This is a genomic window from Sphingomonas sp. IC081 (assembly GCF_006874585.1).
In the GTDB taxonomy this organism is placed as follows: Bacteria; Pseudomonadota; Alphaproteobacteria; order Sphingomonadales; family Sphingomonadaceae; genus Novosphingobium.
The window spans coordinates 3306832-3324642 of the sequence record NZ_CP029761.1 but is presented as its reverse complement, the minus strand read 5'-3'; the positions used below and the strand labels follow the sequence as shown (position 1 = coordinate 3324642).

General features: G+C 66.8%; 18 protein-coding genes. 10 read left to right on the top strand and 8 right to left on the bottom strand.

Annotated features, from left to right (window positions below; all coding sequences use genetic code 11):
* Window positions 1-27: 27 nt before the first annotated feature.
* Window positions 28-1266 (bottom strand): TIGR04063 family PEP-CTERM/XrtA system glycosyltransferase, encoded by a 1239-nt coding sequence (locus DM450_RS15640; RefSeq protein WP_142636295.1) that lies wholly within the window; start codon window positions 1264-1266, stop codon window positions 28-30.
* A gap of 66 nt (window positions 1267-1332) precedes the next feature.
* Between DM450_RS15640 and DM450_RS15635 the strand changes: the two genes are divergently transcribed.
* From DM450_RS15635 to DM450_RS15620, 4 genes are all read left to right on the top strand, one after another.
* A complete protein-coding gene (locus DM450_RS15635; RefSeq protein WP_142636293.1) occupies window positions 1333-1584 on the top strand; it encodes a hypothetical protein in 252 nt (83 codons plus the stop codon).
* Window positions 1577-2998: a putative O-glycosylation ligase, exosortase A system-associated gene (locus DM450_RS15630; RefSeq protein WP_142636291.1), complete on the top strand. Its 1422-nt coding sequence runs from the start codon at window positions 1577-1579 to the stop codon at window positions 2996-2998. Before DM450_RS15635 ends, DM450_RS15630 begins: the two co-directional genes overlap by 8 nt.
* 175 nt (window positions 2999-3173) lie before the next feature.
* Window positions 3174-3869 (top strand): response regulator transcription factor CtrA, encoded by a 696-nt coding sequence (gene ctrA / locus DM450_RS15625; protein ID WP_054441077.1) that lies wholly within the window; start codon window positions 3174-3176, stop codon window positions 3867-3869.
* Window positions 3870-4033: 164 nt separating this feature from the next.
* Window positions 4034-4750 (top strand): tRNA (guanosine(46)-N(7))-methyltransferase TrmB, encoded by a 717-nt coding sequence (locus DM450_RS15620; protein WP_142636290.1) that lies wholly within the window; start codon window positions 4034-4036, stop codon window positions 4748-4750.
* Between the two features lie 68 nt (window positions 4751-4818).
* On the opposite strand, the gene DM450_RS15615 is transcribed toward DM450_RS15620, so the two are convergent.
* Window positions 4819-7020: an NADP-dependent malic enzyme gene (locus tag DM450_RS15615; protein ID WP_409529365.1), complete on the bottom strand. Its 2202-nt coding sequence runs from the start codon at window positions 7018-7020 to the stop codon at window positions 4819-4821.
* 211 nt (window positions 7021-7231) lie between these two features.
* On the opposite strand from DM450_RS15615, the gene mutS reads away from it, so the two are divergent.
* Together mutS and DM450_RS15605 are read left to right on the top strand one after the other, a co-directional pair.
* The gene (gene mutS / locus DM450_RS15610; protein WP_142638001.1) at window positions 7232-9829 is read left to right on the top strand and encodes a DNA mismatch repair protein MutS; all 2598 of its coding nucleotides are present in this window, start codon (window positions 7232-7234) and stop codon (window positions 9827-9829) included.
* Window positions 9830-9853: 24 nt separating this feature from the next.
* Window positions 9854-10075, top strand: a complete 222-nt coding sequence (locus tag DM450_RS15605) for a hypothetical protein (protein WP_142636286.1) — start codon at window positions 9854-9856, stop codon at window positions 10073-10075.
* Between the two features lie 10 nt (window positions 10076-10085).
* Here DM450_RS15605 and DM450_RS15600 read toward each other — a convergent pair whose 3' ends face one another.
* The 5 genes from DM450_RS15600 to gluQRS form a co-directional block, all read right to left on the bottom strand.
* Window positions 10086-10406, bottom strand: a complete 321-nt coding sequence (locus DM450_RS15600; RefSeq protein WP_142636284.1) for a hypothetical protein — start codon at window positions 10404-10406, stop codon at window positions 10086-10088.
* A gap of 100 nt (window positions 10407-10506) precedes the next feature.
* The gene (locus DM450_RS15595; RefSeq protein WP_260609919.1) at window positions 10507-11376 is read right to left on the bottom strand and encodes a 3-hydroxyacyl-CoA dehydrogenase family protein; all 870 of its coding nucleotides are present in this window, start codon (window positions 11374-11376) and stop codon (window positions 10507-10509) included.
* Window positions 11377-11410: 34 nt separating this feature from the next.
* Entirely contained in the window at window positions 11411-11992 is a 582-nt protein-coding gene (locus tag DM450_RS15590; protein WP_142636280.1) for a cob(I)yrinic acid a,c-diamide adenosyltransferase, read from the bottom strand.
* A 59-nt stretch (window positions 11993-12051) separates the two neighbouring features.
* Complete coding sequence (locus DM450_RS15585) at window positions 12052-12285, bottom strand: HIG1 domain-containing protein (RefSeq protein WP_142636278.1); 234 nt, start codon at window positions 12283-12285, stop codon at window positions 12052-12054.
* Entirely contained in the window at window positions 12282-13127 is an 846-nt protein-coding gene (gluQRS, locus tag DM450_RS15580; RefSeq protein WP_142636276.1) for a tRNA glutamyl-Q(34) synthetase GluQRS, read from the bottom strand. Before gluQRS ends, DM450_RS15585 begins: the two co-directional genes overlap by 4 nt.
* A gap of 242 nt (window positions 13128-13369) precedes the next feature.
* Between gluQRS and DM450_RS15575 the strand changes: the two genes are divergently transcribed.
* A complete protein-coding gene (locus DM450_RS15575; protein ID WP_142636274.1) occupies window positions 13370-13978 on the top strand; it encodes an HNH endonuclease in 609 nt (202 codons plus the stop codon).
* A gap of 12 nt (window positions 13979-13990) precedes the next feature.
* On the opposite strand, the gene DM450_RS15570 is transcribed toward DM450_RS15575, so the two are convergent.
* Complete coding sequence (locus DM450_RS15570; RefSeq protein ID WP_142636272.1) at window positions 13991-15277, bottom strand: dicarboxylate/amino acid:cation symporter; 1287 nt, start codon at window positions 15275-15277, stop codon at window positions 13991-13993.
* Window positions 15278-15410: 133 nt separating this feature from the next.
* Between DM450_RS15570 and glmM the strand changes: the two genes are divergently transcribed.
* The 3 genes from glmM (at window position 15411) to thiD (ending at window position 17808) form a co-directional block, all read left to right on the top strand.
* Window positions 15411-16751, top strand: coding sequence for a phosphoglucosamine mutase (gene glmM, locus DM450_RS15565; protein ID WP_142636270.1), 1341 nt, complete (start codon window positions 15411-15413; stop codon window positions 16749-16751).
* On the top strand, window positions 16751-16978 hold the full coding sequence (locus DM450_RS15560; protein ID WP_142636268.1) for a DUF1272 domain-containing protein: 228 nt from the start codon (window positions 16751-16753) through the stop codon (window positions 16976-16978). Before glmM ends, DM450_RS15560 begins: the two co-directional genes overlap by 1 nt.
* 80 nt (window positions 16979-17058) lie before the next feature.
* The gene (gene thiD / locus DM450_RS15555) at window positions 17059-17808 is read left to right on the top strand and encodes a bifunctional hydroxymethylpyrimidine kinase/phosphomethylpyrimidine kinase (protein WP_142637999.1); all 750 of its coding nucleotides are present in this window, start codon (window positions 17059-17061) and stop codon (window positions 17806-17808) included.
* Window positions 17809-17811: the final 3 nt, after the last annotated feature.

Below are 17811 nucleotides of genomic sequence, written 5' to 3'. Positions count from 1 at the left end.
GTGCAAATTCCGCTTTCGTCCCGTCGCTCAGGCAACGGCGAGCCCGCTTCGAGTCCTTTCGAGTGGCAGGATTTGGTAAACGTCTCGATAACGGGCGACATTGCAAGCCCAGTCGTGTCCGCTGCGGACATGATCGAGCCCCGCCTCGCGCAGGCGCTCCCAGCTCTCGGGCGCGGCCAGCAGGTCGGCCAGCGCCTGCGCGCAGGCGGCGGGATCGTCGGGCGGGAACAGGATGCCGGTCCTGTCGTGCTCGACCAGTTCGCGGTGGCCACCCACGGCGCTGGCCGCGACCAGTTTGCCCTGCGCCATGGCTTCGAGCGGTTTGAGCGGGGTGACAAGGTCGGTCAGGCGGCTCTGCTTGCGCGGATAGGCCATGACATCGCAGAGCGCGTAATAGCGCTCCACCTCGTTATGCGGTACGCGGCCGATGAAACGGATGGCATGGGCCGCCGGCGAGGCTTGGGCCTGGGCGCGCAAGTGTTCCTCGCGCGGGCCGCCGCCGACCATCAGCAGCCGCGCATCCGGCTGGCGGGCCAGCAGCAGGGGCATGGCCGCGATCAGGTCGTCCAGGCCTTCGTAATCGTAGAAGCTGCCGATGAAGCCGATCACCGGGCAGGCACGGCCGTCGACCTCGAAGCCAAGCTCGCGGGCGAGGTTTCCATCCCGCGCGGCAGGCGCGCCGAACAGCGAGAGGTCGACGCCGTTGGGCGCGACAGTGATCTTCCCGGCGGGCGTCCCGCGCGCGACGAGGTCGGCGCGCAGGCCCTCGCAGATCGTCACCACCGCATCGGCTCTGGCGACTACCCGGTTTTCGAGCGCGCGGGTGAGCCGGTACTTGAGCGAGCCTTCGCTGCCGGTGCCGTTGCCGACCGCGGCATCTTCCCAGAACGCGCGGATCTCGTAGACGCAGCGGATGCCGTGGCGTTTCGCCACCCGCACGGCTGCCGCCCCGCACAAGGCGGGTGAATGCGCATGGATCACGTCCGGGCGCCAGATGCTGATCGCCGCTTCGATGCCCTGTTCCAGCACCCCGATCTCGCGCCATTCGCGCCAGAGCGGAAGGGTGCCTGCATCCCCGGTGCTGCGATGGAACAGCAGTCCATCGGCCTCTTCCAGATCCGCGCCCTTGGCGGTGTGGCGCAATCCGGTTACCCCTCGCACTTCCCAGCCCATGGCTTCCTGCGCCTTCAGGATCGCACGGGTGCGGAAGGTGTAGCCGCTGTGCAGCGGCAGCGAGTGGTCGAGGACGTGGAGAATCCTGGTCATGCGCGGAATACCTAGCACATAACGCTTAACGTCGCGTCAACCCGCTGATGATAGGGCACTGGGCCTATGGTCGACATTTTTGCTCTTGTCCTGGCCCATGGCCTGCTGGCGCTGGCCGCCTGGCGGCTGTTGTTGCGGCCGGAACTCGACGAAGAGGGGGGTGACCAGCAGGCGGGGGATGCCGAAGGCCGGGCCGGTAACGCCCGGCGGCATTCTTCGCGTGGAGCCTCGCGCAAGGGCATGCAGTGGCCGCGATCGGATGGTGCAGCCGCTCAGGAAGGCGGGACCCGTCCTGCGGCAGGGGACGGGCATGCTTGATCTCGGCCTCACCGGCTTTCTTTTCATTTTCCTCGCCCTCGGCTTCCGGCGCCCGTTCCTCTGGGTGCTTTGCTATCTTTATGTCGACATCGTCTCGCCGCAGATCATTTCCTGGGGGATCCTGGCGCACCTGCCGGTCTCGCTGATGGCGTTCGGCGCGGCGTTCGGCGGCTGGCTGCTGTTCGACGACAAGCGCGACATGCGCTTCACGCTGCGGCAGGGGCTGCTGCTGGCGCTGCTGGTCTACTGTGCGCTCACCACCTTCACCGCGGTCTATCCCGAGGCCGCGCAGGAGAAGTGGGCCTGGGTGTGGAAGGCGCTGGTCTTCGCGATCTTCCTGCCGCTCACCTTGCGCACGCGCCTGAGAATCGAGGCAGTGGCGCTGGTCATGGTCCTTGCGGCCAGCGCGCTGATCATCGACGGCGGCATCAAGACGGCGATGGGCGGTGGCGGTTACGGCGCGCTCAGGATCTTTGTCGAGAACAACACCGGGCTTTACGAGGGGTCGATCCTGTCGAGCGTGGCGATCGCGATCATTCCGCTGATCCTCTGGCTGAGCCGCTACGGCACGATCTTTCCGCCCGACTGGCGGGTCAGGCTCTTCGCGGCGGCGCTGATCTTTGCCTGCGCGCTGATCCCGGTCGGCACCCAGGCGCGCACCGGACTGGTCTGTCTCGGCGTGCTATGCCTGTTCTACTTACGCACCGCCCGGCACAAGCTGCTGATCGGTGCGGGCATGGCGCTGGCGGTGGTGGTGGCGGTGCCGTTCCTGCCGCAGTCGTTCATGGCCCGCATGGGCACGATCGAGAACCACCAGTCCGACCAGTCCGCCGGCACGCGAATCGGCGTGTGGAAATGGACCTGGGACTATGTGAAGCACCATCCGGCGGGCGGTGGCTTCGTGGTCAACATCGCCAGCAAGGTCGAATACGATACGGTCGCGGCACATACGGTGGGCGCGACCACCACGGTCACCCGCACGCGGGTGGTAGAGCAGGGACGCGCCTTCCATTCGAGCTATTTCGAGATGCTGGGCGAACAGGGTTTCCCGGGTTTCTTCCTGTGGATCGCGCTGCAGCTTTCCGGCCTGGTGCAGATGGAACTGATTCGCCGCCGCTGGAAGGATCGCACGGGGGAGGACGAGGCCTGGGCGGCGCCGCTGGCGGTGGCGCTGCAACTGGCGCAGATCGTCTATCTGATCGGCTCGCTCTTCGTCGGCATCGCGTTCCAGCCGTTCATCCTGATGCTGGTCGGCCTGCAGTGCGGCCTGTGGAGCTATCTGCGGCGAATCGAAGAATCGCGCGGACGGGCGCGGCGGCCGATGCCGCTTGTCCGGCCTGGCGAGGCGCGTCACGGCGGGGTGCCGATGAAAACCGGCCGGGAAGCCCCCGTTTCGGAGCCCCTGGCGCCGTAATCCACGGCTTCGCCCCTAAAGGATTCTCGCTAGAGTCGATCCGCTTCGGCGCAAGGTTTGCCATTAACGGCAAATTAACCTTTAACCTTCATTGCTCATATGGTTAATACGCGGCAATGTCCGTTTAGGCCGGGTTTACGCCGACGGGCTGACGGGCAACTTAGGGGGGCATCCCATGCGAGTGCTGTTGATCGAGGACGAACCCACCACCGCGCGGGCCATCGAACTCATGCTGACCGCCGAAGGCTTCAACGTCTATTCCACCGACCTGGGTGAAGAAGGCCTCGATCTCGGCAAGCTCTACGATTACGACATCATCCTGCTCGATCTCAATCTGCCCGACATGCACGGGTACGACGTGCTCAAGAAGCTGCGCGTTGCCAAGGTGCAGACGCCGGTGCTGATCCTCTCGGGCATTTCGGAGATGGATTCCAAGGTCCGCTCGTTCGGCTTCGGCGCGGACGACTATGTGACCAAGCCGTTCCACCGCGAAGAACTGATCGCGCGCATCCACGCCGTTGTCCGCCGCTCGAAGGGCCATTCGCAGTCGGTCATCCGCACCGGCAAGCTGGTGGTTAACCTCGACGCCAAGACGGTCGAGGTCGACAGCGCCCGCGTGCACCTGACCGGCAAGGAATATGCGATGCTGGAGCTGCTCTCGCTGCGCAAGGGCACCACGCTGACCAAGGAAATGTTCCTCAACCACCTTTATGGCGGCATGGACGAACCCGAACTCAAGATCATCGACGTCTTCATCTGCAAGCTGCGCAAGAAGCTGGCGCATGCCTGCGGAGGCGCGAACTACATCGAGACCGTCTGGGGCCGCGGCTACGTGCTGCGCGACCCGGACGAGCTTCAGGACGTTGCCTGACCGGGCGCCGGACGTCCGCACCTGTTTCTGCTTTCCCCAAGCATGAAGAATGGAACGGCCTGCCCCTCGGGGCGGGCCGTTTCGGTTTCCAAGGCCCCGAACGGCAACGGCGCCAGCGTTACCGGCGTTGACCTTGAAGCGCATCGGTGTCAGTGCGCCGCCCCATGACGGCTCACAAATCCGGCGATCCGACCACGCTCAACCGCCTCTACGGCCGCGCCAAGGGCAAGCCCCTGCGCGCCGGCCAGCAGGCCCTGGTCGACAATCTGCTGCCGCGCATCGCGGTGCCCCTCGAAGGCCCGGTGACCTCGGCGCTGCTGTTCGGCGACGAGCGGCCGCTCCATTTCGAGATCGGCTTCGGCGGCGGCGAGCATATGGCAGAGCGCGCCGACATGCTGCCCGACCATGGCTTCATCGGTGCCGAGCCGTTCATCAACGGTGTCGCCCAGGCGCTGACCCATGTGGCCGGCGACAATGGTGCGCATCCGCCGATCGGCAACGTGCGTATCCACCACGGCGATGCGCTGGAAGTGCTGTCCCGCATTCCCGACGGTTCGCTGTCGATGCTCTATCTGCTGCATCCCGACCCCTGGCCCAAGGCCCGCCATGCCAAGCGCCGCATGATGAACGACGGCCCGGTCGACATGTTCGCGGCCAAGCTGAAGCCCGGCGGCGAGTTTCGTTTCGGCACCGATCACGCCGTCTACGTGCGTCATGCGCTGATGGTCATGCAGCGCCATACCGACCAGTTCGAATGGCTCTGCGAGAAGCCGGGCGACTTCCAGGTGCGTCCCGGCGGCTGGCCGGAAACACGCTACGCGGTCAAGGCGCGCACGGTCTACGGGCACGAGATCTGGTACTTCCGCTACCGCCGCAAGTGATCGGCCCGGCTCGCGGCCCACGCTGATAGGAAAAGGGGCTCCGAAACCGGAGCCCCTTTCTTTTTGCCCTACCCGGTGATCCCGGCGGCGGCGAGGGCCGCCAGCGTCAGCACATCGGGCGCGATCGCGGTCATCGGCACGATCTGCACCGGCTTCTCGGCGCCGATCAGCATCGGCCCGATCGAGGTGGTGCCGCCGATTTCCTTGAGCAGCTTGGCCGAGATGTTGGCCGACTGCAGGCCCGGCATGATCAGCACGTTGGCCGGCGCCGAGAGGCGGCTGAAGGGATAGAGCGCCATGATCTTCGGATTGAGCGCCGCGTCGGGGGCCATTTCGCCCTCGTACTCGAAGTCGACCTGCTCCTCGTCGAGGATGCGGATCGCCTCGCGGGTCTGCTCCAGCCACTTGCCCGAGGGGTTGCCGAAGGTCGAGTAGCTGAGGAAGGCGACGCGCGGCTCATGGCCGAGGCGGCGGGCGACGGCAGCGGTTTCCTTGGCGATAACCGCCAGTTCCTCGGCGCTCGGACGCTCGTTGATCGTGGTGTCGGCCATGAACACGGTGTGGTTCTTGCCGACCAGCATGTGGATGCCGAAGGCCAGCTTGCCCGGGGCGGGATCCAGCACCCGGCGCACTTCCTTGATGGTCTGCGCGAAGGGGCGGGTCATGCCGGTGATCATGGCGTCGCCCACGCCCAGCTTGAGTAGGCCGGAGGCGAAGATGTTGCGGTCGGTATTGACCATGCGCTGCACGTCGCGCTGCAGGAAGCCGCGGCGCTTGAGGCGCTCGTAGAGCATCTCCACCATCGGCGCGACATGCTCGGACACCATCGAGTTCTCGATGCGGAAGCTGTCCGGATCGGGCACGCCCAGTTCGGCCATCTTGTCGAGGATGACTTGGGTCCGGCCGACCAGGATCGGTTCGCCATAGCCGAAATCACGGTACTGGATCGCCGCGCGCAGCACGACTTCGTTGTCGGCCTCGGCAAAGATCATGCGCTTGGGGTTGGCCTTGACCTGCTCGTAGACGCGGGTCAGCACCGAAGTGGTCGGGTTGAGGCGCGCCTTGAGCTGGTGGCGATAGGCCTCGAAGTCCTCGATCGGACGGGTGGCGACACCCGAATCCATCGCCGCCTTGGCGACCGCCATCGACACCACTTCCATCAGGCGCGGGTCGAACGGCGCGGGGATGATGTAGTCGCGGCCGAACTGCTGCGCTTCGCCGTAGGCGGCGGCAACGTCCTCATGGACCTGCTCGCGCGCCAGTTCAGCAATGGCCTTGGCAGCGGCGATCTTCATCTCTTCGTTGATCGCGGTGGCCGAAACGTCGAGCGCGCCGCGGAAGATGAAGGGGAAGCCCAGCACGTTGTTGACCTGATTCGGATAGTCCGAACGGCCGGTGGCGACGATGGCGTCGGGGCGCACTGCCTTGGCTTCGGGCGGGGTGATTTCCGGGTCCGGGTTGGCCATTGCGAAGATGATCGGCTCGGGCGCCATGGACTTGACCATGTCGGGCGTGATCGCGCCCTTGGCCGAGAGGCCGAGAACGACGTCCGCGCCGACAAGCGCTTCGGTCAGCGTGCGCCTGTCGGTCTTCACCGCATGGGCCGACTTGAACTGGTCCACCCGCTCGCGGCCCGGATAGATCACGCCCTTGGTGTCGCAGACCAGCACGTTTTCGTGGCGCACGCCCATCGACTTGATCAGCGCGGTGCAGGCCAGCGCCGAGGCCCCGGCGCCGTTCACCACGACCTTGATCTCGTCCAGCTTGCGGCCGGTGATGAGGCAGGCGTTGATGAGACCGGCGGCGGCGATGATCGCGGTGCCGTGCTGGTCGTCATGCATGACCGGGATGTTCATCCGTTCGCGCAGGGCCTGCTCGATGATGAAGCACTCGGGCGCCTTGATGTCCTCGAGGTTGATCCCCCCGAAGCTGGGTTCCATCATGGCGATGGCCTCGATCAGCGCGTCGGTGTCCTCGCTGGCGAGCTCGATGTCGATGGAATCGACGTCCGCGAAGCGCTTGAAGAGGACGGCCTTGCCCTCCATCACCGGCTTCGAGGCCAGCGCGCCGAGGTTGCCCATGCCCAGGATCGCGGTGCCGTTCGAGATCACCGCGACGAGGTTGCCCTTGGCGGTATAGTCGTAGGCGGTGGCGGGGTTGTCGGCGATTGCCTGGACCGGCACGGCGACACCCGGGGAATAGGCAAGCGAGAGGTCGCGTTGCGTGGCCATGGGCTTGGACGCAACAATCTCGATCTTACCGGGGCGCATCGTGCTGTGATAGAACAGAGCCTCACGCTCGGTGAACTGGATCTTGGGCTTCTCGGACAAGCGGTTTCTCCCGGATTTGGCACGGGCCCTATCGAATGTTTGCGCCACGCGATAGGGGAAAGGCGTGTTTGCGCCGCTTCACAAGGGGCAAGGCGCGGCGCTAACGCTCATGGCCATGAGCAGCACGACCGATACCGCCGCCGCGACCCCGATGATGGCGCAGTACCTCGCCTTGCGAGAGGTGGCGGGCGACTGCCTGCTGTTCTATCGGATGGGCGATTTTTTCGAATTGTTCTTCGACGATGCGAAAACCGCAAGCCAGGTTCTCGATATTGCACTCACCACGCGCGGCGAACATGGCGGTGCGCCGATCCCGATGTGCGGTGTGCCGGTGCACGCCGCCGAGGGCTACCTTGCCCGCCTGATCAAGGCCGGGTGCCGGGTGGCGATTGCCGAGCAGACCGAAACGCCCGCCGAGGCCAAGGAGCGCGCGCGCAAGGAAGGCCGGGCATCCAAGGCCCTGGTCCGGCGCGACATCGTGCGTTTCGTGACGGCGGGGACGCTGACCGAGGAATCGCTGCTGGAGCCGCGCCGCGCCAATGTGCTGGCGGCGGCCTGCGAGGTGCGCGGCGTCGTCGGCATTGCCGCCTGCGATATCTCCACCGGCCGCATGGAACTGGAAGAGTGCCTGCCCGACCGGCTGGGCGCGGCACTGGCGCGTCTGGGCGCGCGTGAACTGGTGGTGCCGGATGGCTGGGAACTGACGCCGGAAGGCGCGATCCGCCGTTCCGCGCACGAGTTCTCCTCGGATGGCGGCGAGGAGCGGCTGAAGCTGGTCCACGGCGTCGCCACGCTTGACGGGTTCGGCGCGTTCACCCGCGCCATGCTGGCGGCGGCGGGCGGGCTGATCGCCTATCTCGACCATGTCGGCCGGGGCAAGCTGCCGCTGCTGCTGCCGCCCGAGGCGCGCAGCAGTGATGCTGTGCTGGCAATGGACGAGGCGACGCGGGCCAGTCTCGAAATTCTCGAATCGTCGCAGGGCGGCCGCAAGGGCAGTCTGGTCGAGGCGATCGACCGCTGCGTCACCGGCGCCGGTGCGCGCCAATTGGCCGAAGACCTTTCCGCCCCGCTGACCGACCGTCACGCGATTGCCGAGCGTCTCGAAATGGTCGAGTGGCTGCATGACGACGCCCTGCTGCGCGAGGATATGCGCGCGGCATTGCGGGCGCTGCCCGATGTCGGCCGCGCGCTGGGGCGCGTGGTGGCGGGGCGCGGCAGCCCACGCGATCTCGGCCAGCTTCGCGACGGTCTTGCCGGCGCGCGCCGCATCGGCGAGCGGCTGGCGCAGATCGACGGGTTGCCGGTGCTGCTGGACCGGCTGATGCCCGAACTCGGCGGTCATGCGCAGCTCGTCGATCACTTCGCGCAGGCGCTGGTGGAAACCCCGCCGACCGAGCGCGGGCAGGGCGGCTATATCGCCAGTGGCTACGATGCCGCCCTCGACGAGCTGCGCGTCACCTCGGGTAATGCTCGCCGCGCGATCGCCGCGCTGGAGGCAAAGTACCGCGAGGAAACCGGCGTCGCCGCGCTGAAGATCAAGCACAACAACGTGCTCGGCTACTTCATCGAGGTGCCGCAGCGCCATGCCGACAAGCTGCTGGAGCCGGACAGCGGATTCACGCACCGCCAGACCATGGCCGGCGCGATGCGCTTCAACGCGCTCGCGCTGCATGAAGAGGCAAGCCGCATCACCGAGGCGGGCGCCCATGCGCTTGCCGCGGAGGACGCGCATTTCGAGGAACTGGTGGCGGAGGCCGTGGCCGCCCGCCATGCCATTGCCCGTACCGCGGCGGCGCTCGCGCGTTTCGACGTGGCGGCGGGACAGGCTGAGCGCGCGGTCGAGGGCGGCTGGGCCCGCCCCGAAGTGGTCGATGGCCTTTCGCTCGAGATCGAAGGCGGCCGTCACCCGGTGGTCGAGGCCGCACTGAAGGTTCAGGGCGAGCGTTTTGTCGCCAACGATTGCCGGCTTGCCAGCCATGACCGGCTCTGGCTGATCGGCGGCCCCAACATGGGCGGTAAGTCGACCTTCCTGCGCCAGAACGCGCTGATCGTGCTGCTGGCGCAGGCGGGCGGTTTCGTGCCCGCCAGGTCGGCGCGGATCGGCATGGTGGACCGCCTGTTCAGCCGCGTCGGCGCGTCGGACAACCTTGCGCGCGGGCGTTCGACCTTCATGGTCGAGATGGTGGAAACCGCCGCCATTCTGGCGCAGGCGACCGACCGCAGCTTTGTCATCCTCGACGAAGTGGGGCGCGGCACTTCGACCTACGACGGTCTGGCGCTGGCATGGGCGGTGGCCGAAGCCGTCCACGAGACCAACCGCTGCCGCTGTCTTTTCGCCACGCACTACCACGAGATGGCGCGGCTGGGCGAAACCTGCGAGGCGCTGTCACTTCATCACGTCCGCGCGCGCGAGTGGAAGGGCGATCTGGTGCTGCTCCACGAACTGGCGGAGGGGCCGGCGGATCGCAGCTACGGCCTTGCCGTCGCGCGCCTCGCCGGGGTGCCGCCCAAGGTTATCAGCCGCGCCAAGTCGGTGCTGGAAAAGCTGGAAAAGGGCCGCGCGGAAACCGGGGGGCTTGCCGCTGGCCTCGGCGACCTGCCGCTCTTCGCGGCGGCGCAGGACGCCCATGAGGAACAGTGCGACGTCCTGCGCGACAAGCTGCGCGAGATGGACGTCGATGCGCTGAGCCCGCGCGATGCGCTGGAAATCCTCTACGACCTCAAGCGCGAGGCGGGCACGGAACCTTAACCGGATTGCGCTAGGTTCACGCGCATGTTCGGGCCCAAGATCAGGAATGTCTTCAAGAGCCGCTGGCACGCGCTGTTCTGGGCGGCCAGTATCCTGACGACCGCCTATTGCACGGTGCCATCCCCGGACGGCGGCGATGACGACGATTCGGTCACGCAGTTTGCCGAAAGTGTGGCGGCGCGGGCCGGGGCGCAGCAGCAGGCGGCACACAAGAACCCCTGGGCCAAGGACCCCGCGCCGAACTGATTTTGCGCGATCAGCTATCGTCGTCCGCGAAATCCTCGTCCGCGGCGTTTTCGCGGCCATAGCGGTCTTCGAGGTCGTCCATGGTCTCCTCGCCGCGATAGGCGGACATGTCGATGACGCCGCTGGTGTCCATCTGGTTCATGTGGTCGACGAGGTCCTCGGCGTCATCTTCGTCCGCGATGCCGCCCTTCGCTTTGTTGCTGTCCTCGAGGCCAAGCGCATCGGTGGCGCGCCCCTGTGCCGCTTCGGCGACCGACTGGGCCTGCGCTTCCTCGTCGTCCTGTTCGGGATTGAAGGTTTCGGGTGCGGAATCGTCGGAACGGTCGATCATGGCGAGTCTCCTTTGCCGGTTAAACGGCTAAGGGATCGCCCCGGTTCCGGTCTTGGACCTTTGCGACGCAAAGCGCGGCTTTGCGTCGCAAAGACGTGCGTCAGCGCGTCGGGACCGGCACTTCGCCCGAATAGTCGTAGAACCCTCGGCCGGACTTGCGGCCGTACCAGCCCGCCTCGACGTACTTCTGGAGCAGCGGCGCGGGGCGGTACTTGGGATCGCCGGTGGTGGCGAGGAACACCTTCATGATCTCGTAGAGGGTATCGAGGCCCACGAAATCGGCCAGCGTCAGCGGGCCCATCGGGTGATTGGCGCCGAGCCGCATGCCCGCGTCAATATCCTCGACCGAGGCGAGCCCTTCGCCCAGCACGAAGATCGCCTCGTTGAGCAGCGGGCAGAGGATGCGGTTGACCACGAAGCCGGGCGCATCGCCCGCCAGCACCACGGTCTTGCCCAGCGCCTCGCCGAAGGCCTTCATCCGCGCGGTGGTTTCGGGCGAGGTGGCAAGGCCGGGGATCACTTCGACCAGGCCCATGACCGGCACCGGGTTGAAGAAGTGCAGCCCGCAGAAGCGCGCGGCGTCGGGCGAACTGGCGGCCATGCGGGTGATCGGGATCGAACTGGTGTTCGAGGCAAGGATGGCATCGGCGCCGAGCACTTCGCCCACGGCCGCAAAGATCTTCAGCTTGATGTCTTCGCGCTCGGTCGCGGCCTCGATGATGAGATCGCAGTCAGCCATGCCGGAATAGTCGCCCGCGGTGGTGATGCGGGGCAGCAGCGCGTCGACATCGGCCTGGGCGATCTTTTCCTTGGCCACCAGTCGGGCGAGGCCCTTGGCGATGCCTGCCTTGCCCTTCTCGGCGTTCTCGACCGAGATATCGGAAAGGATCACGTCCATGCCCTTGCCCGCCACGGTCTGGGCGATGCCCGAGCCCATGATGCCCGCGCCGATGATTCCGACTTTGCGCACTGCCAAACTCCTCACGTTGTTATGGAACGGGCGCCTAGCGGTTCTGGCCGGGCACCCAAAGCACGTCGTCCGCGCCATTGGTATTGACCGCCCGGGCGAGGACAAAAAGATAGTCGCTGAGGCGATTAAGGTAGCACAGCGCCGCCGGATTGGCGGGGACTTCGGCGGCCATGGCGACGGCGGCGCGCTCTGCCTTGCGGGCCGAGGCGCGGGCGATGTGGACGCGCGCGGCGGCCTCGCTGCCGCCCGGCAGGATGAAGCTCCTGAGCGGCTGGAGATGGGCGTTGATCGCGTCGATCTCGCCTTCCAGCCAGGTGACTTGCGGGAAGACCACGCGCAGGGTCATCTCACCCGGAGTGAAATCGTCACCGCCAGGGTCTTTGGGTGTGGCGAGGTCGGCGCCAAGGTCGAACAGGTCGTTCTGGATGCGGGTGAGCACGGCGGCATGCGGCGTTTCCGTCAGCGCGCAGACGGCAAGGCCGATGGCACAGTTGGTCTCGTCCACCGCGCCGATCGCTTCCATGCGCGCGGCATGCTTGGGCAGGCGGGAACCGTCGACAAGGCCCGTGGTGCCGTCGTCGCCGGTTCGGGTGTAGATCTTGTTGAGCTTTACCAAGGTGGGGTCCTTTGAAATCCGCAGGCTGGCGGATTCGGGCGGCAAAAACCGGGTGCGGCCTAGCGCGCCATCGCCAGCAGGATCGCGCAGACCAGCACGGCGGCGGCCTGGTACTTGATGCGGTTGAACATCATCTTGTTCTGCAGAAGCTGGTTCGCGGTCGGGCCGGTGGCGCCGGGATCGCGATTGAGGTCTTCCTTCGTGCCTTGCATGAAAGCGACGATGCCGCGCACGAGGCTGACGACAACCATGATCACCAGAAGGATGATGATGGAGACGAGAATGGTGCTCATGCCGACAGGTCTACGCCCGTGCCGAGCGAAATGCCAGCCGGGAAGCGCCCCTGCCGGAGCGCCTCCACGATGGCTGTGCCGTCCTCGCCCGCGCGCCGGCGATCGCCCAGCGAGGGGGAGCCGCGCCGCTTGGCCAGCTTGCGCCCGTCGGGCTCCACCAGCAGCGGGTGATGGTGCCAGACCGGCACCGGCAGGCCGAGCAGGGCTTGCAGCAGCCGGTGGACATGGCTGGCCGGAAACAGGTCCATGCCGCGGGTGACGAGGGTGATGCCGTCCGCCGCGTCGTCGAGCGTGGCGGCAAGGTGGTAGCTGGCAGGCAGGTCCTTCCTCAGCAGCACGACGTCGCCGAAAATTGCGGGCGCGGCGGGCTGCGGGCCGGCGCGTTCGTCGCGCCATTCGAGCGGGCCGGTAAGGTCCAGCGCGCGGGTGACGTCAAGCCGCCATGCGGCGCCCTGGGGATCGACCGCCTTGTGGCGACAGGTGCCGGGATAGACCGGGCCATCAGGGCCCATCCGGGTGGCGGCAGCGGCGATCTCGGCGCGGGTGCAGCGGCAGGGGTAGAGCAGGCCCATGGCTTTGAGGCGCTCTCCGGCCTCGACGTAGCCATAGAGGCGCCGGGACTGGAAACCGGCCTCGCCGTCCCAGCCAAGGCCGAGCCATTCGAGGTCGCGGAAAAATTCCTCGGTGAATTCCGGGCGGCTGCGTTCGCCGTCGATATCCTCGATCCGCAGCCGGAATTCGCCGCCCTGCGCGCGGGCAAGATCGTGCGCGACCATGGCGGCATAGGCATGGCCAAGGTGCAGCGGGCCGTTGGGGCTGGGGGCAAAGCGGGTGCGGATCATCGTTTGCTCTCCCTAGCCGCTGGGCATGGCTCCGCAAGTGTTTGCAACTTTGTGGATAACCGTGGGGGAAGGTGTGTGCAAAGTGTGGGCCGCCTGTGGGTGATCTGTGGAATCCTTGTGGTGAAGCTGTGGATTGTTGTATGGGGCCAGCCCCGAAGCGGCTTGACGCCGACTCGCGATAATGCTGCAAAGAAACCCATGCGTTGCCATGAAACCGCAATGACAGCCTGCGACAGGAGGCCATGCTCAGATCGGAGCTGATGGAGCGCGCGGCCCGGTTCCGCAGCGCGGAGGAAGATCCCTCCCGAAGTCTTTCGGACTGTCCTGCGCTGGTGCTCAATGCGGACTATACGCCGCTTTCCTACTACCCGCTGAGCCTCTGGCCCTGGCAGACCGCGATCAAGGCGATCTGTCTCGAACGGGTGGATATCGTCTCCAGCTATGACCGGGTGGTCCACTCGCCCAGCTGGTCGATGCAGATTCCCTCGGTGATTGCCCTCAGGCAATATGTGAAGCCTTCCGAATTTCCGGCCTTCACCCGTTTCAACCTGTTCCTGCGCGACCGCTTCAGTTGCCAGTACTGCGGCTCTCCCCATCAGCTCACGTTCGACCACGTGATCCCGCGCCGTCTGGGCGGCCGGACCAGCTGGGAAAACATCCTTACCGCCTGCTCCCCCTGCAACCTCAAGAAGGGCGGGCGCACGCCCAGGCAGGCGAACATGCCGCCGCTGGTCGCGCCGATCCGCCCGACCAGCTGGCAATTGCAGGAACGCGGCCGCGCCTTCCCGCCCAACTACCTGCACGAAACCTGGCGGGACTGGCTTTACTGGGACATCGAACTGGAAGCCTGACGAGGGTTTGCCTCAGTGCAGGGTCTCGGCCTCTTCCTTGTCGGCATCGACGCTTGAATCGACCGCAGTCGTCAGCGCCACGTCCATCGTCACATTGCCCACCGTGCGCATGAGGTCGGGCAGGACTTCCACCGCCACCAGCACGCCGAGCGGCCAGAGCGGCACCCCCATGGCGGCCGCGATCGGCCCGATCGAGGAGACAAAGCTGATCGTGCCCGGCAGCGAGACCGCGCCGAACGTGGTAGCAAAGGCCACCAGCGCGCCGGCGACCAGCGCGCCGCCGGTGAGTTCGACGCCCGCCAGCTTCGCCGCGTAGACGGCTACCGCCATGTTCATCGCCGGGCCGGTGGCGCGGAACAGGGTGACGGCGAGCGGCAGCACGAATTCCGCCGTGGTGGCCGAGACGCCGAGCTTGCGGCTGGATGCCAGCATCGCCGGGACCGTGGCGATCGAGGACTGGGTCGAGATCGCGACGATCTGCGCGGGCAGGATGGCGGCGGCGAAGGCCGGCAGCGAGCGCCGCCCCGCAAATACCGCGATCAGGTAGCCCGCGATCATCATCACGCTGCCCACGCTGACGACCAGGACGATGTAGTGGGCCAGCGCACCGAGCGCGGCGCCGCCGCTGCGCACGCCGAGGCCGAAGCCCAGGGCGAAGACGCCGATCGGCGCCAGCTTCAGCACCCAGCCGATCACCACCATCATCGCCCCGGCAAGCCCTTCGAACAGCACCGCCAGCAGGCGGCGCGGTTCGTCGGCCAGTCTCGTGGAGGCGATGGCAAAGAGGGCGACAAAGACGATCACCGGCAGCATCGCATCGGCGGCGGCGGCCGAGATCACGTTTTCCGGCATCAGCGAGGAAAGGAAGTCGGCAATTCCGGGAACCTTGCCGGGGTCTTCGGGGTGGGCGAACTGCACGCCGGCGGGAATCGGGAAAAATTTCAGCAGGATCGGCATCAGCACCGCGCCCAGCGTCGCGCTCAGGGCGAGGAAACCGATGATGGTGCCAAGCGTGCGGCGGGCCATGGCGCCCGCGCTCGCCACCGCGATGGTCTCGACGATGCCGGTGAACAGCAGTCCCGCCACCAGCGGCAGGATGGTCATCTGCAAGCCCTGCAGCCACAGCGAACCGATCGGCCCGGCCACTTCGAGGATCGGCACCGCCATGGGATTGCCGGCCAGTACGAGGCCGAGGACAAGTCCGGCGACAAGGCCGATCAGCGTCAGGGTGCCGGGAACGCGGATCTCGGGGATGCGAGAGGCACTGCTTTCGGCGGCCTTGGGGCTGGGGCTATGCATCGGGCTCCTGGGAATTTGCGACCTTCGTCTGGTTGTTCATACTGATGACGGGGGCGCATGGCAATTTGCCCAAGGCTTGGGTATGAGCCCGCGTCATACCCCATTCACGAAATGGTCTCCAAGAGGGCAGGTCATGAGCAGACAGTTCTTCGGCACCGACGGTATCCGCGGTCGCACCAACCAGGGCGCGATGACCGCCGCCATTGCCATGAAGGTCGGCCAGGCCGCCGGGACCCGCTTCCTGCGCGGTACCCACAAGCACCGCGTGGTGATCGGCAAGGACACCCGCCTGTCGGGCTACATGCTGGAAAACGCGATGGTCGCCGGTTTCACCAGCGTCGGCATGGACGTGGTCCTGCTCGGTCCGATGCCGACGCCTGCGGTCGCCCTGCTGACCCGCGAACTGCGCGCCGATGTCGGCGTGATGATCTCGGCCAGCCACAACCCTTACGAGGACAACGGCATCAAGCTGTTCGGCCCCGACGGCTTCAAGCTCTCCGACGAGGATGAGCTGGCGATCGAGGCCATGCTGGGGCAGGACATTCCGCTCGCCGCGTCCGAGGAAATCGGCCGGGCCCGCCGCATCGACGACGCGCGCGGCCGCTACATCCACGCCGTCAAGCGCTCGCTGCCCGAGGCGATCCGTCTCGACGGTCTCAAGATCGCGGTCGATTGCGCCAATGGCGCGGCCTATCAGGTGGCCCCGTCCGCGTTCTGGGAACTGGGCGCGGAAGTCGTGCCGATCGGCGTTTCGCCCAACGGCAAGAACATCAATGCCAAGTGCGGCTCCACCCATGTCGAGGCCTTGCAGGAGACCGTGGTCTCCTCGGGCGCGGACATCGGCATCGCGCTCGATGGCGACGCCGACCGCCTGATCGTGGTCGACGAGAAGGGCCAGACGGTCGACGGTGACCAGATCATGGCGCTGATCGGCACCCAGCTGGCCGCGCGCGGCGCGCTGCGCGGCGGCGGCGTGGTGGCGACGGTCATGTCGAACCTCGGCCTCGAACGCTATCTGAACGCACAGGGCCTGACGCTGGAGCGCACCAAGGTGGGCGACCGTCATGTGCTGGAGCGGATGCGCGCGGGAGGTTTCAATGTCGGCGGCGAACAGTCCGGCCACATGATCCTGCTCGACCATGCGACCACCGGCGACGGTACCGTGGCGGCGCTGCAGGTGCTGGCCGCGCTGGTCCAGTCGGGCAAGCCGGCGAGCGAGATGCTGCACCTGTTCGATCCGGTGCCGCAGCTCTTGCGCAACGTGCGTTTCGGTGGAGGCAAGCCGCTGGAGGCAGACCGCGTGAAGGCGGTGATCGCCGAGGCCGAGGCCGCGCTCGAGGGCAAGGGGCGCCTGGTGATCCGCGCCTCGGGCACCGAGCCGGTGATCCGCGTCATGGCGGAAGGGGACAATGCCGGTGAGGTCGAGGCGGCGGTCGCCTCGATCTGCGCCGCCGTGGAAGAGGCTGCTGCATAATGGCTCTGGAAATGCGTCCCGATTGCGAACGCTGCGGCACCGACCTTCCGGCGGAGGCGCCCGGCGCCTTCATCTGCAGCTTCGAATGCACCTACTGCGTCGAATGCGCCGATGCCCTGGACGACCTGTGCCCCAATTGCGGCGGCGAACTGGTCGACCGGCCGACGCGGGCGAAGCAGCACTTCGATTCCGCGCCGCCTTCCAAGGAACGGCGCTTCAAGGGCTGATGCCGTAGCGGCGCGCCAGCGGCAGAACTTGTCGAAGCGCGCCGGTGCTGCCATCAGCCTTGGCCATGACCACACCGCTCATGACGCCGCCGGCCCGCATCCTGTCCATCGCCGGTTCCGATTCCTCGGGTGGGGCGGGCATTCAGGCCGACATCAAGACGATCACCGTGCTGGGCGGTTATGCCATGACCGCGATCACCGCGATCACCGCGCAGAATACCTGCGGGGTGACGGACGTGGCGGCGCTTTCGCCCGAAATGGTGGCGGCGCAGATCGATGCCTGTATCGGCGATATCGGCGTCGATGCCGTGAAGATCGGCATGCTCGGCAGCCCGGAGATCGCCCGTGTCGTGGCCGAACGGCTCGAGGCGCTGGCGGTGCCGGTGATCTTCGACCCGGTGATGATCGCCACCAGCGGCTCGATTCTTGCCGACAAGCAGACCATCGCCGGGTTCGAGCGGTTGATGGCGCTGGCCACGCTGACGACGCCCAATGTCCCCGAACTGGCCGTGTTGGGCGGGGACGAGGGCATGGCGGCGCGCGGCGTGACTTATATCGCCAAGGGCGGCGATGCCGATGGGCCACTGGTCGAGGATCGCCTTGTCCGTCCGGGAGAAGCCCCGCTGACATGGACGGCCCCGCGTATCGAGACGCGCCACAGCCATGGCACCGGCTGCACCTTTTCCAGCGCCATAGCGACGTACATGGGGCGCGGCGACGATCTGGTTTCGGCTATCGAGCAGGCGCGCGGCTTCGTGCGCGGCGCCTTGCTGGCTGCCCCGGGCTTTGGCGCCGGGAACGGCCCGCTCGGCCATCACGCGATGCGCTAAGGG

Coding starts and splice junctions, on each gene's coding strand:
- DM450_RS15640 (WP_142636295.1), bottom strand. CDS start 1,266: ATGACCAGGATTCTCCACGTCCTCGACCACTCGCTGCCGCTGCACAGC.
- DM450_RS15635 (WP_142636293.1), top strand. CDS start 1,333: ATGGTCGACATTTTTGCTCTTGTCCTGGCCCATGGCCTGCTGGCGCTG.
- DM450_RS15630 (WP_142636291.1), top strand. CDS start 1,577: ATGCTTGATCTCGGCCTCACCGGCTTTCTTTTCATTTTCCTCGCCCTC.
- ctrA (WP_054441077.1), top strand. CDS start 3,174: ATGCGAGTGCTGTTGATCGAGGACGAACCCACCACCGCGCGGGCCATC.
- DM450_RS15620 (WP_142636290.1), top strand. CDS start 4,034: ATGACGGCTCACAAATCCGGCGATCCGACCACGCTCAACCGCCTCTAC.
- DM450_RS15615 (WP_409529365.1), bottom strand. CDS start 7,020: ATGCGCCCCGGTAAGATCGAGATTGTTGCGTCCAAGCCCATGGCCACG.
- mutS (WP_142638001.1), top strand. CDS start 7,232: ATGATGGCGCAGTACCTCGCCTTGCGAGAGGTGGCGGGCGACTGCCTG.
- DM450_RS15605 (WP_142636286.1), top strand. CDS start 9,854: ATGTTCGGGCCCAAGATCAGGAATGTCTTCAAGAGCCGCTGGCACGCG.
- DM450_RS15600 (WP_142636284.1), bottom strand. CDS start 10,406: ATGATCGACCGTTCCGACGATTCCGCACCCGAAACCTTCAATCCCGAA.
- DM450_RS15585 (WP_142636278.1), bottom strand. CDS start 12,285: ATGAGCACCATTCTCGTCTCCATCATCATCCTTCTGGTGATCATGGTT.
- gluQRS (WP_142636276.1), bottom strand. CDS start 13,127: ATGATCCGCACCCGCTTTGCCCCCAGCCCCAACGGCCCGCTGCACCTT.
- DM450_RS15575 (WP_142636274.1), top strand. CDS start 13,370: ATGCTCAGATCGGAGCTGATGGAGCGCGCGGCCCGGTTCCGCAGCGCG.
- DM450_RS15570 (WP_142636272.1), bottom strand. CDS start 15,277: ATGCATAGCCCCAGCCCCAAGGCCGCCGAAAGCAGTGCCTCTCGCATC.
- glmM (WP_142636270.1), top strand. CDS start 15,411: ATGAGCAGACAGTTCTTCGGCACCGACGGTATCCGCGGTCGCACCAAC.
- DM450_RS15560 (WP_142636268.1), top strand. CDS start 16,751: ATGGCTCTGGAAATGCGTCCCGATTGCGAACGCTGCGGCACCGACCTT.
- thiD (WP_142637999.1), top strand. CDS start 17,059: ATGACGCCGCCGGCCCGCATCCTGTCCATCGCCGGTTCCGATTCCTCG.